Origin of the sequence: Rhizobium sophoriradicis (assembly GCF_003939025.1) — a bacterium.
Taxonomy (GTDB): Bacteria; Pseudomonadota; Alphaproteobacteria; order Rhizobiales; family Rhizobiaceae; genus Rhizobium; species Rhizobium sophoriradicis.
The window spans coordinates 95749-112245 of the sequence record NZ_RQIH01000002.1 but is presented as its reverse complement, the minus strand read 5'-3'; the positions used below and the strand labels follow the sequence as shown (position 1 = coordinate 112245).

Sequence of the window (16497 nt, the reverse complement as noted above, 5' to 3'; positions counted from 1 at the left end):
TGCGCCCGCCGGATCCTCCCCCGGCGGGCGTTTTATTTGATGACGGCATACTACGTAAGTTCAAGGCGTTAGCACCTCGAGGCTGGTTGCGCTGCGCCACCGAGAAAACAAGGTTCACCGGATTTTTCTTCGCATCAAGCCGTGGCGCCGGATTCGTGATCGCGACGCTTTGCGGCGGCCAGACGCAATGACGGACAGGCTTGTCGAACCGGCACCGGATCACTTGCCCAGCGCGCAACTCGCCAGAGGCGGGTTTTCCTCATCGCAGCCCCTTCGCCACTTCAAAGCTCGAGTATTCGCTCAAGTGACTTTGCCTAATCGTTGACCAGAGTGCGGTAAGATTGTGTAAAGCATTGCATATCTCGCATAGGTGACCTGAAAACTTGGCTGTTTTCGTTCTTCGCGCCGCAACATATATTCCGGCCATCAAATAGAGGTCAGCGCCGATGGGTGGCTGCTGGCAGATCAAACCCTCGGAAAGGGGCTTAACATGAACATCACACGCTCTTTCAACAACTGGCGCAAGTATCGTCAGACGGTCACCGAACTCGGCCGCATGACCAACCGCGAATTGCATGACCTCGGCATCGACCGTTCGGACATCCATCGCGTTGCCCGCGAAGCTTCTTCGCGTTAATTCAAAGGTTTCTGCTTCCTCCCAAGCAGATCCCTCCAAGATTAAAACGCCCGCTGCACCACAGCGGGCGTTTTCTTTTTCGGCGATCGACGGTCGTCGCGGTTACAGGATCTTCCTGGTTCCTTTGTCCGCTCAAAAAATGTTCACCGCTTATTTCTGAAGCATCATATTGCACATTTGCATGGCAGACGCCTTTTATTTGCACTGCACAATGAGAGGGTTTGCGCCTATGTAAACATCAACCGCAGAGAGACAGGCGATCCCGCCGTCCAGCGGACATTTGTTCGAGGAAGATGACAATGAACCCGATCCGCATTGCAAAAAGCTGGCTCAGCTACCGCCGTACACTCAACGAACTCGGCAGCCTGTCGAACCAGACCCTGTCCGACATCGGCGTCAGCCGCTACGACATCCGCAATATTGCATCCCGCTCGTTCCGCTAATAGCGGGTAACCGGCACGATGCTTCAAGACGGCGCCATCAGGGCGCCGTTTTTGATTCGGGGGTGTTGGATCGCATCTGCCGACATGATATCAGCCCGGAATGAACACGATCTCCTATCCTCCTATTCACGTCGTCGGCGGCGGGCTTGCCGGTTCGGAAGCCGCCTGGCAGATCGCCAGCTCCGGCGTTCCCGTCATTCTGCATGAAATGCGAGGGGTGCGCGGCACGGACGCACATAAGACTGACGCTCTTGCCGAGCTCGTGTGCTCCAATTCCTTCCGGTCCGACGATGCGACCAGCAATGCCGTCGGCGTCATCCACGCCGAGATGCGCATGGCGGGCTCGCTGATCATGGCCGCCGCCGATCGCCACCAGGTGCCGGCCGGCGGCGCGCTGGCCGTCGATCGCGACGGCTTTTCTGAAGCCGTGACCAAGGCGATCCACGATCACCCGCTCATCACCGTCGTGCGCGAGGAAGTCACCGGCCTGCCGCCGCGCGACTGGGATCTTGCCATCGTCGCCACCGGGCCACTGACGGCGCCATCGCTCGCCAGCGCCATCCAGGCGCAGACGGGCGAGGATTCGCTCGCCTTCTTCGACGCCATCGCGCCGATCGTCTATCGTGACAGCATCGACATGGATATTTGTTGGTATCAGTCGCGCTACGACAAGGTCGGCCCCGGCGGCACCGGCAAGGACTACATCAACTGCCCGATGGACGAGGCGCAGTACAATGCCTTCGTCGATGCGTTGATAGCGGGCGACACCGTCGGCTTCAAGGAATGGGAAGGCACCCCCTATTTCGACGGCTGCCTGCCGATCGAAGTGATGGCCGAACGCGGCCGCGAGACGCTGCGCCACGGGCCGATGAAGCCGATGGGGCTGACGAACGCGCATAATCCGACAGTCAAGGCCTATGCCGTTGTGCAATTGCGCCAGGACAATGCGCTCGGCACGCTCTACAACATGGTCGGTTTCCAGACGAAGCTGAAATACGGCGCGCAGGCGGAAATCTTCCGGATGATCCCCGGACTGGAAAATGCCGAATTCGCCCGCCTCGGCGGTCTGCATCGCAACACCTACATCAACTCCCCGACCTTGCTCGATCCGTCGCTGACATTGAAATCGCGGCCCGGCCTGCGCTTTGCCGGCCAGATCACCGGCTGCGAGGGTTATGTCGAAAGCGCCAGCGTCGGGCTGATGGCCGGCCGTTTCGCCGCCGCCGAACGCAAGGGCGAAGCGATCTTGCTGCCGCCGGCAACGACCGCGCTCGGCTCGCTGCTCGGTCATATCACCGGCGGCCACATCGTCTCCGACGAGGAGCCCGGCAAACGATCATTCCAGCCGATGAACATCAATTTCGGGCTGTTTCCGGAGCTTCAGCCGGGTTCGATCGTCAAGCCCGAGGGCGTGAAGCGTTTCCGCGGCAAGGACAAGACGATCATGAAACGGCAGTTGATCGCGCGTCGCGCGCTTGCTGACTGCGCCGCCTGGCTCGGCCAGACGCAGGGGGTTGCCGAAAGCGCCTCTGCATAATGCTGAAACCGTTTTTGGGCGTCTTTTCAAGCGCGCAAAGCCGTAAGCAACACTTCTACTGTTTGTTCGCCGCGGCGATAGTGCCCGGAGGCAGATCCTTATCCGGCTCGGCGATGTAGTTGCCGAGCAGCCAGAGCGCGACCTCGGACGCCTCCTTGGGCGAGGCGAATTCGAACTTGCCGTTGTGATGAGGGGCGTCGAGAAAATCGATCGCCAGTCCCCTGCCCGTCTCCGAGCTTACCACGCGCACACGGCCGGGCTCGATCAGATGGCAGGAGAAGTGGCGCGCCATGTTGCGCATCAGGCCAGCCTTGTTGTCGTGTAGACGCACGAAGATCGCCTGGCCGTTTTCAGTCGCCTGCAACTGCCGGATCGCCTCGTTGGGAAAGGCGCGGCCGAACTCGATGATGGCGAGACCGGTGTCGTGCAGGCTGTCGTCCTTGTTTTGCGCAGCCATGCGTGTTGCCACGAAGGCAAAGAAAATGACGATGGCGAAAAGGACGCACCAGACGATAATGCCCACGCCGAGTCTCCGTTCAATGGGTAGCGGTGAGGAGCTTGTAGCGCGCGAGACTTGCGCGAATTTGACCGATCTCAGATTTTCCTGCGCGATGCAGCCAGCGCCATTGCGAGCTGGCGGCGCCATTGCGGCGGCTGCAGCGGCCGCTCGAACACAAGGGCGCCACGCCTCTGTGCCTTGCGGAGCACCGGCTCGGCCAGCGTGACCGGCAGGAAGGCCGGAAAGACGGCCGGCGCAATCGGTCCTGCCCCCCTTGCCTTTGCCAGATGCTCGCGGCCGAGGCCGGCGAAGGCCTCGACGGCGGCGGAGATGCGCGGCCGGTCTTCGCCGGCAAGGAAGGTATCGCGGTCGAGGCCGGTGGCCGAAAGGATCTGCAGCGGAATATAGAGCTGGCCGCGGCGACGATGCAGCGGCATCAGCAGCAGCAGGCCGGCGACCGCCTGGGCGACACCGGCATGGCCGGCCGCGCCGGCCGATTGGGCGGCTGCCTCAGGCGACAACACAAGGCTTGCGAGTTGGATCAGCGCGGACGCCGTTTCGCCGGCATAACCTTCAAGCGAAACACGCGTTTCCATAGGGTCGTCGTAGAGATCGAAAGTGCGAGCCTCGATCATATCGATCAGCGTCTTACGAGGCAGGCGATGCGTTTCGATTGCGCCCAGAAGGCCCACGGCGACGGGATTGGCCGCCGTCGAGCCATGCGCACTGCCTTCCAGCAGGTCACGCCAATATTGCATGCGCACCTCGCCTGGCAGCGGCTCGTGCACCAGGTCGCGGATGCGGGCAAGCTCGGCATTGAAAGCGTAAAGCGCCGCAAGCGCCCCGCGCTTGTCCTGCGGTGACAGAAGGCAGGCGAGATAGCGGTCGCGATCATTGTCGCGCAGCATCGCCAGGCAGATATCCTGGTTCGTCGCAATATTTCCTTCCGCCATCGTCAGACCGCAATCAATGCCGCGGCGACGGCGCGCTGTTCGGCGAGCATGATATTAAACGTGCGCACTGCGGCACCCGTGCTCATCGGATCGGAGGCGACGCCGCGCGCCTTCAGCGCCTGCTTCAATTCCTCGGGCAGACGGCGAAGCTCGGTTCCTGTGCCGACGAGCAGAACCTCAATATCGCCGGCCTCTTCCAACACGCGGCGAAAATTTTCAGGCGACAGCGGCTTCGACATGTCCATGTCCCAGCCATGAACCCCGGAGGGCAGGCAAAGGATCGAGCCGCGATGCGACATGTCGGCAAAACGGAAACCGCCATTGCCGTAAGTATCGATCGGGGCGCGGCCGGGAAAATGCGCGGCGCGGATTTCTATGCCTTTTGCCATGTTTTCAAACCACCGTGCCGGATCTTACACTAGCATCCGTCTTGTTGCTCTCTTGCCCGTCGGGGCTTTCCGGCCGCAGCCGGAAGACGATCAGCACGGGAGCGGCGATATAGATCGAAGAGAAAGTTCCGAGAGCGACACCGAAGAGCATCGCAAAGGCGAACGACCGCATGACGTCGCCGCCGAACAGGTAGAGCGCCAGCAAGGCAAGCAGCGTCGTCGCCGCCGTCAGGACGGTGCGCGACAATGTCTGATTGATCGAGGCATCGATCAGGATCGGCAGCGGCATCTTCGTGTAACGCTTCAGGTTCTCGCGCATCCGGTCATAGACAACGACGGTGTCGTTCAGGGAATAGCCGACAATCGTCAGCACCGCGGCGATACTCGTCAGATTGAATTCGATACCGGTTAGCACGAAAAGCCCCAGCATGATGATGACGTCGTGCAGCGTTGCGACGATGGCGCCGATGGCGAACTGCCACTCGAAGCGGATCCAGATGTAGAGCAGGATTGCCGCCAGCGCGGCAACGACGCCAAGCGTCGCCATCATCGTCAATTCGCCCGAGATCGCAGGGCCGACGACTTCGACGCGGCGGAAATCATAATCCGCCTCGAGCTCGCCGCGCACCAGCGTCGCTGCCGATTGCTCGGCATTCTCTCCGCCGCCCTGGGACGCGATGCGGATTCGCGCGTTGGCCGGCCCGCCGGTGCGTTCGACCCCGACCTCGCCGAGATTGAGATCGTTGAGGCGCGATCTGAGATCGGCGATGTCGGCATTGCCCTGTTTCGCCGTCACCTCGATAAGCGAGCCGCCGGTGAAGTCGATGCCGAGCTGCAGGCCGACAGTGGCAAAAGCCGCCATGGCAATCAGCGAGATCGCAGCCGACGCCGTGAAGACATAGCGGCGGATCCCCATGAACCGGATATTGGCGTGCTCGAAGAGATGGGTCAGGACGCTTTTCGGCAGGTGCCGTGGATGGAGTCGCGCCAGCCATACGGCGACGATCGAGCGGGTCAGCGTGAATGCCGTTAAAACCGTCGTCAGAATGCCGACCGCCAGTGTCACGGCGAATCCACGAATGGATTCGCTGCCGAGGAAAAAGAGAATGACGGCGGCGATGAAGATCGTGACATTCGCATCGACGATGGTTGCGAAGGCGCGCGAGAAACCGCGCTCGACGGCCTGCGCAAAGGAATGGGCGGTTTTCTCCTCCTCGCGGATGCGCTCGTAGATCAGCACGTTGGAATCGACCGCCATGCCGACGATGAGCACGATGCCGGCAATACCGGGCAAGGTCAGCGTCGCGCCGGCAAGGCTGAGCGCCGCAATGATCAAGATCAGATTGAAGAAGAGCGAGACGACGGCGACAAGGCCGAGAATACGATAGAGCGCGATCATCAATGCTGCGACCAGCACGACGGCGCTGAAGCCGGCGATGAGGCCGGAGAAGATGGAGTCGGCGCCGAAGCGCGGGCTGACGCTGCGTTCCTCGACGCTCGTCAGCGTTGCCGGCAGGGCCCCTGCCCGCAGCATGACTGCCAGGTCGCGGACGCCATCCTCGGAGAAGTTCGCTGAGATCCGACCTTCGCCGTTGGTTATCGCCGCATCGATGGCCGGCGCCGACATAACCTGGTCGTCGAAGACGACGGCAAGGTGCTTGCCGATATTCCGCGCCGTCGCCTCAGCCAGCCGCTGCGTGCCTTCCGCGTCCAGGCGATAGGTGATCGAGACATCCTGGGTCTGCGGATCCACCACAGGCTCGACGTCGACCATGTTGCTGCCGGTGACAAAGGCCGTACGGTCGACGAGATAGGGAACCGGCGGATCGTCCAGCGAATAGAGCACCTGCGATGTCGCCGGCCAGCGGCCGTTCAGCGCCTCCTGCCCCGACATGCTTTCATCGATCAGATGAAAGGAAAGCTTGGCCGGCTGGTTAAGGAGATTCTTCAACCGCTCGGCATCGACCGATCCCAGCACCTGCACGGTGATTCGGTCGTCCCCGTCGGGGCGAACGAGGAAATTCTCGTAACCGAATCCGGCGATGCGCCGGCCGACGATATCGAGCGACCGGGTCCGGGCGGAGGCGACATCAGCTGTAATGCCGGCGTCGGAAATCTGCAGCGAAAGCTGCCCTTCGCCGCCCTGCTGCAGCGCGAGTCCGGCGGCGGAATCGCCGCCGGTCATCGTCAGGGATTTCAGACGATCGACCGCTTTCTGCGTCTCGGCAGGATCGGTGATCCGGACAGTGACGGTCCGGTCGTTGCCGGTCAGCCCGGTATAGCGGATGCCGGCGCCGCGCAGCGCGTTGCGCACATTCGCGACTGCCTCTTCCAGGCGGTCCTTGACGATATCGGAACGCTCGACCTTCAGAACGATATGCGAACCGCCCTGCAGATCGAGGCCGAGCATCACGCGATCGTTTCGCAGCCAATCCGGCAGAGAGGCACGCTGTGCCTCGCTCAGCAGATTGGGCGCAGCGATGACGACGGCCGCAAACGCAACCAGCCAAATCAGAAGTGTTTTCCAGCGGGAAAAATGCAACATTCTCTCGACGATCTTCCGATCCGGCGGTTTGCCGTTATCGCCTGTTACGCCGCGTCGGCCTTTACAGGTTCACCCTTGACGCGAACTTCCGAAATTCCGCTGCGGACGATGCGCACGCGAACGCCTTCGGCAATCTCGACTTCGACTTCCTTGTCGTCGACGACTTTCGTCACCTTGCCGACGAGACCGCCGCCGGTCACGACCTGGTCGCCGCGACGGATCGCCTTCAGGGTTTCCTCACGCTTCTTGGCCTGGGCGCGCTGCGGGCGGATCAGCAGGAAATACCAGACGACCATCAGCGGCACGAACAGAATGATCATTTCGAAACCGGAGCCGCCGAAACCGGTTGCGGTATCGGTCGCACTCTGGGCGAATGCCGGGGTGATGAACATGCTAAACTCCTCAGGCTTGGCGGCGGAACTCCGCCTCGTTTTTCAGGTTGCCGGACTATAGTTGCCGCTTCGATGAATGCAACAGAAACAGCCGGGAACAGTACCGATTCCGCTGCCTCATAACCTTTCCGGCGGCAAAACGCCATGCTACCCGCATCGAAAGATAAAGCGGATAGCCGCAGCAAGAAATCAGGAGCTTGCGATGACCGAGGAAATCAACACCGCCCTGCTTGCCGAGCTCAAGCGCCTCGCTGATGCCGTCCAGCGTCTTGCCGGACCGGCACCCTCCGTCAATGACTGGGATGCGGCCGACTGTTTCGTCTGGGCGCCGCTGCGCCAGCATCTGCAGCCTGTCAAGAAACCCAACCGGGTGGCGCTGAAGCTCATCCGCGGTGTCGACCACGTGCGCGATATCCTGCATGAAAATACGGTGCGTTTCGCCGAGGGTTATGCGGCCAACAACGTTTTGCTCTGGGGTGCACGGGGCATGGGCAAATCATCGCTGGTCAAGGCCGTGCACGAGGATGTCAGGCGCGAAAGCGGCGTCGCGCTGAAGCTGGTCGAAGTTCACCGCGAGGATATCGCCAGCCTGCCCAACCTGCTCGACCTCTTAAAGGACACGCCGTACCGGGTGATCGTCTTCTGCGACGACCTCTCCTTCGATCACGACGACACCGCCTACAAGTCGCTGAAGGCGGCGCTTGACGGCGGCGTCGAAGGACGGCCGGACAACGTGCTCTTCTACGCCACCTCGAACCGGCGCCACCTGCTGCCGCGCCACATGATGGAAAACGAACAATCGACGGCGATCAATCCGTCCGAAGCCGTCGAGGAGAAGGTCTCGCTGTCTGACCGTTTCGGCCTCTGGCTCGGATTTCATAAATGCAGCCAAGAAGACTATCTCGGCATGATCGACGGCTATGCCGATCACTTCAAACTCGGGCTCGCGCGCGACACGCTGCATGCCGAGGCGCTGGAATGGGCAACGACGCGCGGTGCGCGCTCGGGCCGCGTTGCCTGGCAGTATATTCAGGATCTGGCGGGACGCATGCGCGTCCATATCGATAGAGTCTAAAATGACAAAAGCCCGGCGGTTGGCCGGGCTTTTGCGCTTCCTGGTACGCTGTACCTATTCCAGGAAAGTCATCGGGTTGACCGGTGACGCGTCCTTGCGCACCTCGAAATGGACCTGCGGCTGCTTGACGTCGCCGCTCATGCCGGAGACCGCGACGGTCTGACCGCGCTGGATCTTCTGGCCGCGGGCAACGCTCAGCGTGTCGGCATTGCCGTAGACGGTGACGGTGCCGTCGTCGTGACGGACGAGAACCGTGTTGCCGAGTTCCTTCAGGCCGTTGCCGGCATAGATGACGACGCCGTTTTCGGCCGCCTTGATCGGCGTACCCTGCGGTACCGAGATATCGATGCCGTCGTTGCGGTTGCCATTGACGTTGGCGCCATAGGCGGCAATGACCTGGCCGCGCACCGGCCAGCGATACTTGCCGATGCCGGTGGATTCCGGCGCGTCGGCGCTGACATCGGCCTTCTTCTCGACCTCGTCGAGGGTCTGGGTGGCGGCCGGCGCCTTATAGGGTGCGGGCTGAACGGACGCCGTCTGCTGGGCAGGCGCGGGCTCGACCGGCTTCGACTCGACCTTTTCAGCCGGGATCGAGGCGGTCTTGATCGTGTCGGCTTTGCCGTTCGGAATCTTCAGGGCCTGGCCGACACGCAGCGAGCTCGCCGAAATATTGTTGGCGGCCTTGAGATCGTCGATATTGGCGCCGGTCGCCTTGGCAATCTTTGCCAGCGAATCGCCCTGCTTGACGACATAAGTGCCGGCAGGCGCCTTCGGATCCTTGCCCGCGCCGGCGGGAAGCTTGCCGGTCGGCTCGGCGCTCGCCATGGTCTTGTCACGCGCGGAATTGGCGCCCGGGACGACGGCGACCTTCTGCTCCGGCGCCTTGGCCGGTCCCGGCATATTGCCGGGCTTGGAAAGGTCGGCCGCCTGCGATGCCGCCTTGGCGGCATTGCCGCCATTGAAAGTCGGTATCAGGATCGCCTGGCCGGGTTGGGCGGCAGAGGCCGTCTTCAGATTGTTGACGCGCAGGATTTCCTTTTCCGGAACGCCGAAACGTCTGGACAGCGTGGCGATGTTTTCGCCCGGACGCAGTGTCACGGAAGGCGCATTGGTCGCCGACCAGCCGGAAATCTTCGGCGTCGTGCCGGTCGTCAGCGAATCGGGCGCCGCCTTCGGCGCCACCAGCCGCGGTTTTTCAGCCCGTGGCGAAGCTGGGAACGGCTGGGCGAGCGCCACTTCCTTTTCCCGCTGACGGGATGGCGCGGCAGCGGTCGGCGCGGCAAGCTCGGAACGCTGTATCGAGACCGGCGAGGAAGCCAGACGTGCGCTCGATGGACGGACCGGCTCGTAGCCCGGGTTTACCGGATAGGGCTGGTTCGGCGCATTGTTGCCGCCGTAACCGGGCTGGCTGGCGAGGGCCGTACCGCCGAGATCGGCACGCGGCACCGGATCGCCCTGGACGCCGCCCCGGCGCGGAATGGAACTTGTGGTGATCTGATCCTGACCGGAGGAGGAAAACAAACTGCCAAACCGTGTCACATCGGAACTGCAGCCCGTTGCGGCACTCGCCAGCAGGCCCACAACCAGAAGATTACCGGCCGACTTACCGAACTTTGGCGAAAGACTGAAACGCATTGACTCGACCCACTGAGAACGCAACCATTTGTGAGTCTATTAAAACGCGTTAGTATTACCACGCGGTTAAGATGCTGGAATCAGTGCGATATTTTTGAGGAGTTGATAACCATAGCTTACGGGTGAAAAATCGCAGTGCCTACAGCAGCGAGGCAAGACGCGGAACGATCGGCAGATAAGGGGCTTCGAACAGTTCCTCGCGTTCGAAACGGCTGCCGGTTTTCGTCAGCCGCACCATGCGACATTCGTTTTCGGAAATCATCAGCGGCGCGATCATCGAACCGCCGGAAACGAGCTGGTCGGTATAAAAGCGCGGCATCGCATTGAACGCCGCCGTCACCAGGATACGGTCGAAGGTGCCCTCGCCCTGCATGCCGGCGCTGCCGTCGGCATGGCGGATGACGACGTTGCGCAGGCCAAGCCATTCCATGCGCCGCTGCGCTGCCGATGTCAGCGTCTTGTAGCGGTCGATCGACAGCACACGCTCGGCCAGGCGCCCCATGACGGCGGCGGTGAAGCCGCTGCCGGTGCCGATTTCCAGGACCCGCTGGCCCGGCTTGAGCTTCAGGTGATGCAGGATGCGGACCGCAAAATCGATGCCTTCGAGGAAGGATCCGCATTCGATCGGGATCGTTCGGCTCGAATAGGCATTGTCGGAAAATTGCGCCGGCACGAACTGCGAGCGCGGCGTCTGCTCGACCGCCGTCAGCAGATCGAGGTCGGAGATGCCTTCGGCACGCAATCTGAGGACGAGCGCCGCAAAGCCCTCCTTCTCCGCCAGTCTTGCCGTCAAACCTGTGCTCCGTATCCCAGGGCCCGCGCCACGCGGTCCGTCACGGAATAATCGGTCAGATCCAGTTTCAAAGGCGTTACCGAAATCTTGTTATGCTTGAGGGCGTGAATATCGGTACCTTCGATGAAGGCGCCGGCGCGTTCGCCGAACTTCAGCCAGTAATAGGGAAAGCCCCGGCCGTCGGAGCGGGCATCGACCTGCAGATTGAAGGCGAGCTTGCCTTGCATGGTCACTTCGGCGCCATCGACCTCATCGGGACGGCAGTTCGGGAAGTTGAGATTGAGGAACGTGCCCTCCGGCAAGTCCAGACCCATCAGCTTTTCCAGAAGAGCCGGGGCATGTGCCTCGCAGACTTCCCAGGGCACGATGCGTGCGCCATCCTCATAGAGATAGGCTTGGCTGAGCGCGAAGGAGCGCACGCCCTGCATCGTGCCTTCGATGGCACCGGCGATCGTACCGGAATAGGTCACATCGTCGGCAACGTTCGAACCCGAATTGACGCCGGATAGAACGAGATCGGGCTTGATGTCCATCACCTGGCGGATACCCATGATGACGCAATCGGTCGGCGTGCCGCGCAAGGCGAAATGCTTGTCGGAAATCTTGCGCAGCCGCAGAGGTTCGGACAGGCTCAGCGAATGGGCAAGACCGCTCTGGTCGGTCTCGGGCGCCACGATCCAGACATCGTCGGACAGCGTGCGGGCGATCCGCTCCAGTGCGGCCAGGCCCTCTGCGTGAATGCCGTCGTCATTCGTAAGCAGGATGCGCATCGCCTCAGGCCGCCCGTTCGATCTTGGTCAATCCGCCCATATAAGGCAGCAAAACGTCCGGAATCGTGACCGAACCGTCCTCGTTCAAATAATTTTCAAGCACGGCGATCAGGCAGCGGCCGACGGCCGTGCCGGAGCCGTTCAGCGTGTGGACGAACCTGTTGGTCTTGTCATCCTTGCCGCGATAGCGCGCGTTCATGCGACGGGCCTGGAAATCGCCGCAGACCGAGCAGGAGGAGATTTCGCGGAAGGTGTTCTGTCCCGGCAGCCAGACTTCCAGATCGTAGGTCTTGCGCGAACCGAAGCCCATGTCGCCGGTGCAAAGGGTCATGGTGCGGAAGTGCAGGCCGAGACGCTTTAGCACTTCTTCGGCGCAGGCGGTCATCCTTTCATGCTCGGCGATGGCGCTCTCGGCGTCGGTAATCGAAACGAGCTCGCATTTCCAGAACTGGTGCTGGCGCAGCATGCCACGCGTGTCGCGGCCGGCCGAGCCCGCTTCCGAGCGGAAGGACGGCGTCAGCGCGGTAAAGCGCAGCGGCAGCTCTTCCTGGTCGAGGATCTCCTCGCGCACCAGATTGGTCAGCGTCACCTCCGCCGTCGGAATGAGATAGCGGCCATCCGTCGTCTTGAAGAGATCCTCTTCGAACTTCGGCAGGCTGCCGGTGCCGAACACCGCTTCAGCCCGAACCATCAGCGGCGAGCTTACTTCGGTATAACCGTGCTCGCGGGTGTGGAGATCGATCATGAACTGGCCGAGCGCGCGCTCGAGCCTGGCGAGCGGCCCGGTCAGCACCGTGAAGCGCGAGCCGGAGAGCTTGGCGGCGCGGTCGAAGTCCATATAGCCGAGCGCCTCGCCGATTTCGAAGTGCTCCTTCGGCGTGTGGTTCCAGCGCGGCTTTTCGCCGACGGTGCGGGTGACGACATTGTCATGCTCGTCCTTGCCGACCGGGACGTCGTCGAAAGGCACGTTCGGGATGCGCGAGAGCGCGTCGTTGAGCTCGGCCGTCAGCTGCCGGTCCTCTTCCTCGACCATCGGCAGCAACGTCTTCAGCTCGGCGACCTCGGCCTTCAGCTTCTCGGCGAGTTCGCCGTTCTTCTGGGACAGCGCCGCGCCGATCTCCTTGGAGGCGAGATTGCGGCGGGACAGCAGGTCCTGCGCCTTCTGCACGGCGGAGCGGCGCTTTTCATCGAGGGAAATGAGGCTTTGCGCAAGAGGCTCCGCACCGCGCTTGGCAAGGGCGGCATCGAGCGCTTTGGGATTCTCACGGATCCATTTGATATCGAGCATCGTCGTTCCAGGTCGTTGCAACAGAAGTGACCCGGCCAAAGCCTGATCGGCTTCGACCGGATGGGACGGCGCTCATGAAAGGATTGCCGGATCGCCGCTTCAGACGCTGTCCGTCTTGGCAACGTCTGCGGATCCGGTTTCCTTCTCGACCGCCTGCCGGGCACGCTGGCGCTCCACGAGTCGCGCCGCATAGATGGCAATCTCGTAGAGAAGGATCGCCGGTATCGCAAGGCCGATCTGGGATAAGGGGTCCGGCGGCGTCAGCACGGCAGCGACGACAAAGGCCAGCACGATGGCGAATTTACGCTTTTCGGCGAGCCATTCCGACGTCAGCAGGCCGACACGGGCAAGCAGTGTCGTGACAACAGGCAGCTGGAAGACGAGGCCGAAGGAGAAGACCAGCGTCATGATCAGACTCAGATATTCCGAGACCTTCGGCAGAAGCGAGATCGCTACCTCGTCATGGCCCGGCGCTTGCTGCATCGACAGGAAAAACCACATGACCATCGGCGTGAAGAAAAAATAGACCAGCGCGGCGCCCAAGAGGAACAGAAGTGGGGAAGCGATCAGGAACGGAAGGAAGGCCGCCCGTTCATTCTTATAGAGGCCTGGAGCGACAAACTTGTAGATCTGGGCGGCGATGATCGGAAAAGCGATCACAAGGCCACCGAACATGGCGACCTTGACCTGCGTGAAGAAGAATTCCTGCGGCGCGGTGTAGATGAGCTGCGCCTTCTCGACATCGAGGTTGGCCCAGCTGACGGCGAGCTTATAGGGATAGACCAGATAGTTGAAGATGTGCTTGGCGAAAAAGAAGCACACGACGAAGGCGATGAAGAACGCGCCGATCGACCACATAAGCCGCGTGCGCAGCTCCATCAGGTGCTCGATCAACGGCTGCGGCTTGTCTTCGATATCACCGCTCATGCCTCGTCCTTCTTCTCAGTCTGCGCCGGCGTTTTCGGCGTTGCGGGCTTCCTGGTTGCCGTCGCGCGCTTCGGCTTTTCCACCTGCGCTGCAGTGGCCGCGACGGCATCGGCCTTATCAGCGGCCTTGCCGCGCGGCTTCCTCGGAGCCTTCGGCTTGGCGGCAATCGTGTCGGCCTGGACGGCCGCTGCGGCGACGGGTTCCGGCGTCGGCGCCGGTGTCGGCACCAGTGGCGGCGTTTCCGGCAGGCTCATCGAAGGCGCCGGGGCCGAAGCCGCAGTCGGCGGCACTTCGGTCTTGTTCTGAGGAGGTGTGCTTGCCTTCTGCAGATCGGCCTTGATCTCGTTACCCATCTGACGAAGGGGGTTCATTGCCTCGCGCAGACTGTTGACCGGGTTGAGCTTCTGGGCGTCGCCGATGGTCTGGCGGACATCGTCAAGCTCGGCTTCACGCAACGCCTCATCGAACTGCGCACGGAAGTCACCCGCCACCTTGCGGGCGCGCTGCGTCATCTTGCCGAAAGCGCGCAGCATCGGCGGCAAATCCTTGGGACCGACAACGACGATCAGCACGACCGCGATGACCAAAAGCTCGGTCCAACCAATATCGAACATGCAAGGCTCCTGGACGGGAAGCGCGGGGGCGGCGCTTTTTCCCGGACTTTGGTTACTTCGTTTCGTCGGCCTTGTGATCGACGGTCTTTGCCGTTTCCGGCGCGTCTTCGTCCGTCATGCCCTTCTTGAAACTCTTGATGCCCTTGGCGACATCGCCCATCAGTTCCGGGATCTTGCCGCGACCGAACAACAACAGCACGACGACCAGAACGATCAGCCAGTGCCAGATGCCAAAAGAACCCATTACGCTTACTCCCTGTTGTGATGTTCCCTCGATGTAAGGATTTCCCACACCGTTTCCAACATCAAGTCCTTCGAACTGCGCTTAATGTCACGGTATCGCCCTTTGTGACAAGCCACAGAACCGCCGAAAAATGGTGAGCACCATTGTTTTCGTCAAGCATGGCAAAAGCAAGAGGAAGTCCTTCAATCTTCGGACGTAGAACGCGGGGCAAGCAACCCAAGTTCTTCGAGATCCATCTGGGTAATGGGGTCTTCGTCCTCGCTCAGCTCGTCGTTCATCAATGGCGAGGGAATATTGAAATTCGCCGGAATGCGGCCCGAGAGCAGGCCTGCTCCCTTTAATTCTTCGAGACCGGGCAGATCGCGCAATTCCTCGAGGCCGAAATGGTCGAGAAAATCCCGCGTGGTGCCCAATGTAACCGGCCGGCCCGGCGTGCGCCGGCGGCCTCGAAACCGCACCCAGCCCGCTTCCATCAGCACGTCGAGCGTGCCGCGCGAAGTCTGCACGCCGCGGATATCCTCGATTTCGGCGCGCGTCACCGGCTGGTGATAAGCGATAATTGCAAGCACTTCCAGGGCGGCGCGCGAAAGCTTTTTCACCTCGTTTTCATCGCGGCGGATGACGAAGGAGAGATCGGCGGCAGTCCGGAAGGCCCAGGCTCCCTCCACCTGCACGAGGTTGACGCCGCGCGGCGCATATTGCGCCTTCAGGCGCAGCATGATCGCCCGCACATCGACTTTCTCAGGCAGGCGCTCGGCGAGGAAAGCTTCGGGGACCGGCTGCGATGAGGCGAAGACCAGCGCCTCGGCGATGCGCTCGGCCTCGATCGCGGCCTGCAGATCGCGGCCCTCGTCCTCGAAATCCTCGTCGCCCTTCAGATCGATCAAGCCGGCCGCTCCTGTTCCACCACCTGCAGCGTCGCATGTTTCGGGCCTCGGCGCATATAGATCGGCTGAAAGGCGCCGTCTTGGCGGATTTCGAGCTTGCCCTCGCGCACCAGTTCCAGCGAAGCGGCAAAGGCGCTGGCGATGGCGGTAACACGTTCCTCGGGCGCCGCGAGATAACGCAGCAGATAGTGCTCCATCGCCGTCCAGTCCCCGACCTCGCCGATCATCTGGGTCAGTAGCTCGCGGGCATCGGTCAACGACCAGACATTGCGCCTCTCGATCGTCACTTGGGTGATGGCGTGGCGCTGGCGCAGCGCCGCATAGGCGGTCAGGAGATCGTAGAGGCTGGCCGCATAAGCCGACTGCTGCCGGTCGGGAATATGCTCAGGCGCGCCGCGCGCAAAAATATCGCGGCCGAGGCGGTTACGGTTGACGAGGCCTTCGGCCGCCTGGCGCATGGCTTCGAGACGTTTCAGACGGAAGGCGAGCGTTGCCGCCATCTCCTCGCCCGAGGGGCCGTCATCCTTGACCTGCTGGGGAATGAGCAGGCGAGACTTGAGATAGGCAAGCCAGGCCGCCATGACGAGATAATCGGCGGCAAGTTCGATGCGGATGCGCCGGGCGCTCTCGACGAACTGCAGATATTGCTCGGCGAGCGCCAGCACCGAAATGCGCGACAGATCGACCTTCTGGTTGCGGGCGAGATAGAGCAACAGGTCAAGCGGACCTTCGAAACCGGCGACGTCGATCACCAGCGCCGGCTCATGGCTGGCGCGCTCGGCGCCGTTGTCCTGCCACAGCTTGTCCATCGGCGTTGCCGCCTGCGGACGCTCCGTGCCCTTGACCGTGTTCACCAACCTGCTCCTCTG

General features: G+C 61.9%; 18 protein-coding genes. 4 read left to right on the top strand and 14 right to left on the bottom strand.

Annotated elements, in window-relative coordinates:
• Positions 1–490: 490 nt before the first annotated feature.
• The 3 genes from EFR00_RS02860 to trmFO all read left to right on the top strand — a co-directional run bounded on the left by EFR00_RS02860 (position 491) and on the right by trmFO (position 2617).
• A complete protein-coding gene (locus EFR00_RS02860) occupies positions 491–637 on the top strand; it encodes a DUF1127 domain-containing protein (RefSeq protein WP_004678838.1) in 147 nt (48 codons plus the stop codon).
• A gap of 299 nt (positions 638–936) precedes the next feature.
• Positions 937–1080: a DUF1127 domain-containing protein gene (locus EFR00_RS34170; protein WP_004678841.1), complete on the top strand. Its 144-nt coding sequence runs from the start codon at positions 937–939 to the stop codon at positions 1078–1080.
• A gap of 100 nt (positions 1081–1180) precedes the next feature.
• Entirely contained in the window at positions 1181–2617 is a 1437-nt protein-coding gene (trmFO, locus tag EFR00_RS02850; RefSeq protein WP_077993943.1) for a methylenetetrahydrofolate--tRNA-(uracil(54)-C(5))-methyltransferase (FADH(2)-oxidizing) TrmFO, read from the top strand.
• Positions 2618–2672: 55 nt separating this feature from the next.
• On the opposite strand, the gene EFR00_RS02845 is transcribed toward trmFO, so the two are convergent.
• The 5 genes from EFR00_RS02845 to yajC form a co-directional block, all read right to left on the bottom strand.
• Positions 2673–3140 (bottom strand): hypothetical protein, encoded by a 468-nt coding sequence (locus tag EFR00_RS02845; protein ID WP_077993945.1) that lies wholly within the window; start codon positions 3138–3140, stop codon positions 2673–2675.
• 71 nt (positions 3141–3211) lie between these two features.
• Complete coding sequence (locus EFR00_RS02840; protein ID WP_077993948.1) at positions 3212–4069, bottom strand: phytoene/squalene synthase family protein; 858 nt, start codon at positions 4067–4069, stop codon at positions 3212–3214.
• 2 nt (positions 4070–4071) lie between these two features.
• Entirely contained in the window at positions 4072–4458 is a 387-nt protein-coding gene (locus tag EFR00_RS02835; protein ID WP_077993951.1) for an Mth938-like domain-containing protein, read from the bottom strand.
• Between the two features lie 4 nt (positions 4459–4462).
• Positions 4463–7003, bottom strand: a complete 2541-nt coding sequence (secDF, locus tag EFR00_RS02830; protein ID WP_077993953.1) for a protein translocase subunit SecDF — start codon at positions 7001–7003, stop codon at positions 4463–4465.
• Positions 7004–7047: 44 nt separating this feature from the next.
• Entirely contained in the window at positions 7048–7395 is a 348-nt protein-coding gene (yajC, locus tag EFR00_RS02825) for a preprotein translocase subunit YajC (RefSeq protein ID WP_004678848.1), read from the bottom strand.
• 202 nt (positions 7396–7597) lie between these two features.
• On the opposite strand from yajC, the gene EFR00_RS02820 reads away from it, so the two are divergent.
• On the top strand, positions 7598–8470 hold the full coding sequence (locus tag EFR00_RS02820; RefSeq protein WP_009990833.1) for an ATP-binding protein: 873 nt from the start codon (positions 7598–7600) through the stop codon (positions 8468–8470).
• 54 nt (positions 8471–8524) lie between these two features.
• On the opposite strand, the gene EFR00_RS02815 is transcribed toward EFR00_RS02820, so the two are convergent.
• From EFR00_RS02815 to EFR00_RS02775, 9 genes are all read right to left on the bottom strand, one after another.
• Positions 8525–10105: a peptidoglycan DD-metalloendopeptidase family protein gene (locus tag EFR00_RS02815; protein WP_077993955.1), complete on the bottom strand. Its 1581-nt coding sequence runs from the start codon at positions 10103–10105 to the stop codon at positions 8525–8527.
• A 139-nt stretch (positions 10106–10244) separates the two neighbouring features.
• On the bottom strand, positions 10245–10898 hold the full coding sequence (locus tag EFR00_RS02810) for a protein-L-isoaspartate(D-aspartate) O-methyltransferase (protein WP_077993958.1): 654 nt from the start codon (positions 10896–10898) through the stop codon (positions 10245–10247).
• Entirely contained in the window at positions 10895–11668 is a 774-nt protein-coding gene (surE, locus tag EFR00_RS02805) for a 5'/3'-nucleotidase SurE (RefSeq protein ID WP_038688496.1), read from the bottom strand. Before surE ends, EFR00_RS02810 begins: the two co-directional genes overlap by 4 nt.
• 4 nt (positions 11669–11672) lie before the next feature.
• Positions 11673–12956, bottom strand: a complete 1284-nt coding sequence (serS, locus tag EFR00_RS02800) for a serine--tRNA ligase (RefSeq protein ID WP_077993961.1) — start codon at positions 12954–12956, stop codon at positions 11673–11675.
• 99 nt (positions 12957–13055) lie between these two features.
• The gene (tatC, locus tag EFR00_RS02795) at positions 13056–13883 is read right to left on the bottom strand and encodes a twin-arginine translocase subunit TatC (RefSeq protein WP_038688492.1); all 828 of its coding nucleotides are present in this window, start codon (positions 13881–13883) and stop codon (positions 13056–13058) included.
• A complete protein-coding gene (gene tatB, locus EFR00_RS02790; protein ID WP_009990120.1) occupies positions 13880–14497 on the bottom strand; it encodes a Sec-independent protein translocase protein TatB in 618 nt (205 codons plus the stop codon). Before tatB ends, tatC begins: the two co-directional genes overlap by 4 nt.
• A gap of 52 nt (positions 14498–14549) precedes the next feature.
• Positions 14550–14741, bottom strand: coding sequence for a twin-arginine translocase TatA/TatE family subunit (locus tag EFR00_RS02785; RefSeq protein WP_009990121.1), 192 nt, complete (start codon positions 14739–14741; stop codon positions 14550–14552).
• A gap of 182 nt (positions 14742–14923) precedes the next feature.
• The gene (gene scpB / locus EFR00_RS02780; RefSeq protein ID WP_077993964.1) at positions 14924–15628 is read right to left on the bottom strand and encodes an SMC-Scp complex subunit ScpB; all 705 of its coding nucleotides are present in this window, start codon (positions 15626–15628) and stop codon (positions 14924–14926) included.
• The gene (locus EFR00_RS02775) at positions 15625–16482 is read right to left on the bottom strand and encodes a segregation and condensation protein A (protein WP_038688483.1); all 858 of its coding nucleotides are present in this window, start codon (positions 16480–16482) and stop codon (positions 15625–15627) included. The genes scpB and EFR00_RS02775 overlap by 4 nt, the downstream gene beginning before the upstream one ends.
• Positions 16483–16497: the final 15 nt, after the last annotated feature.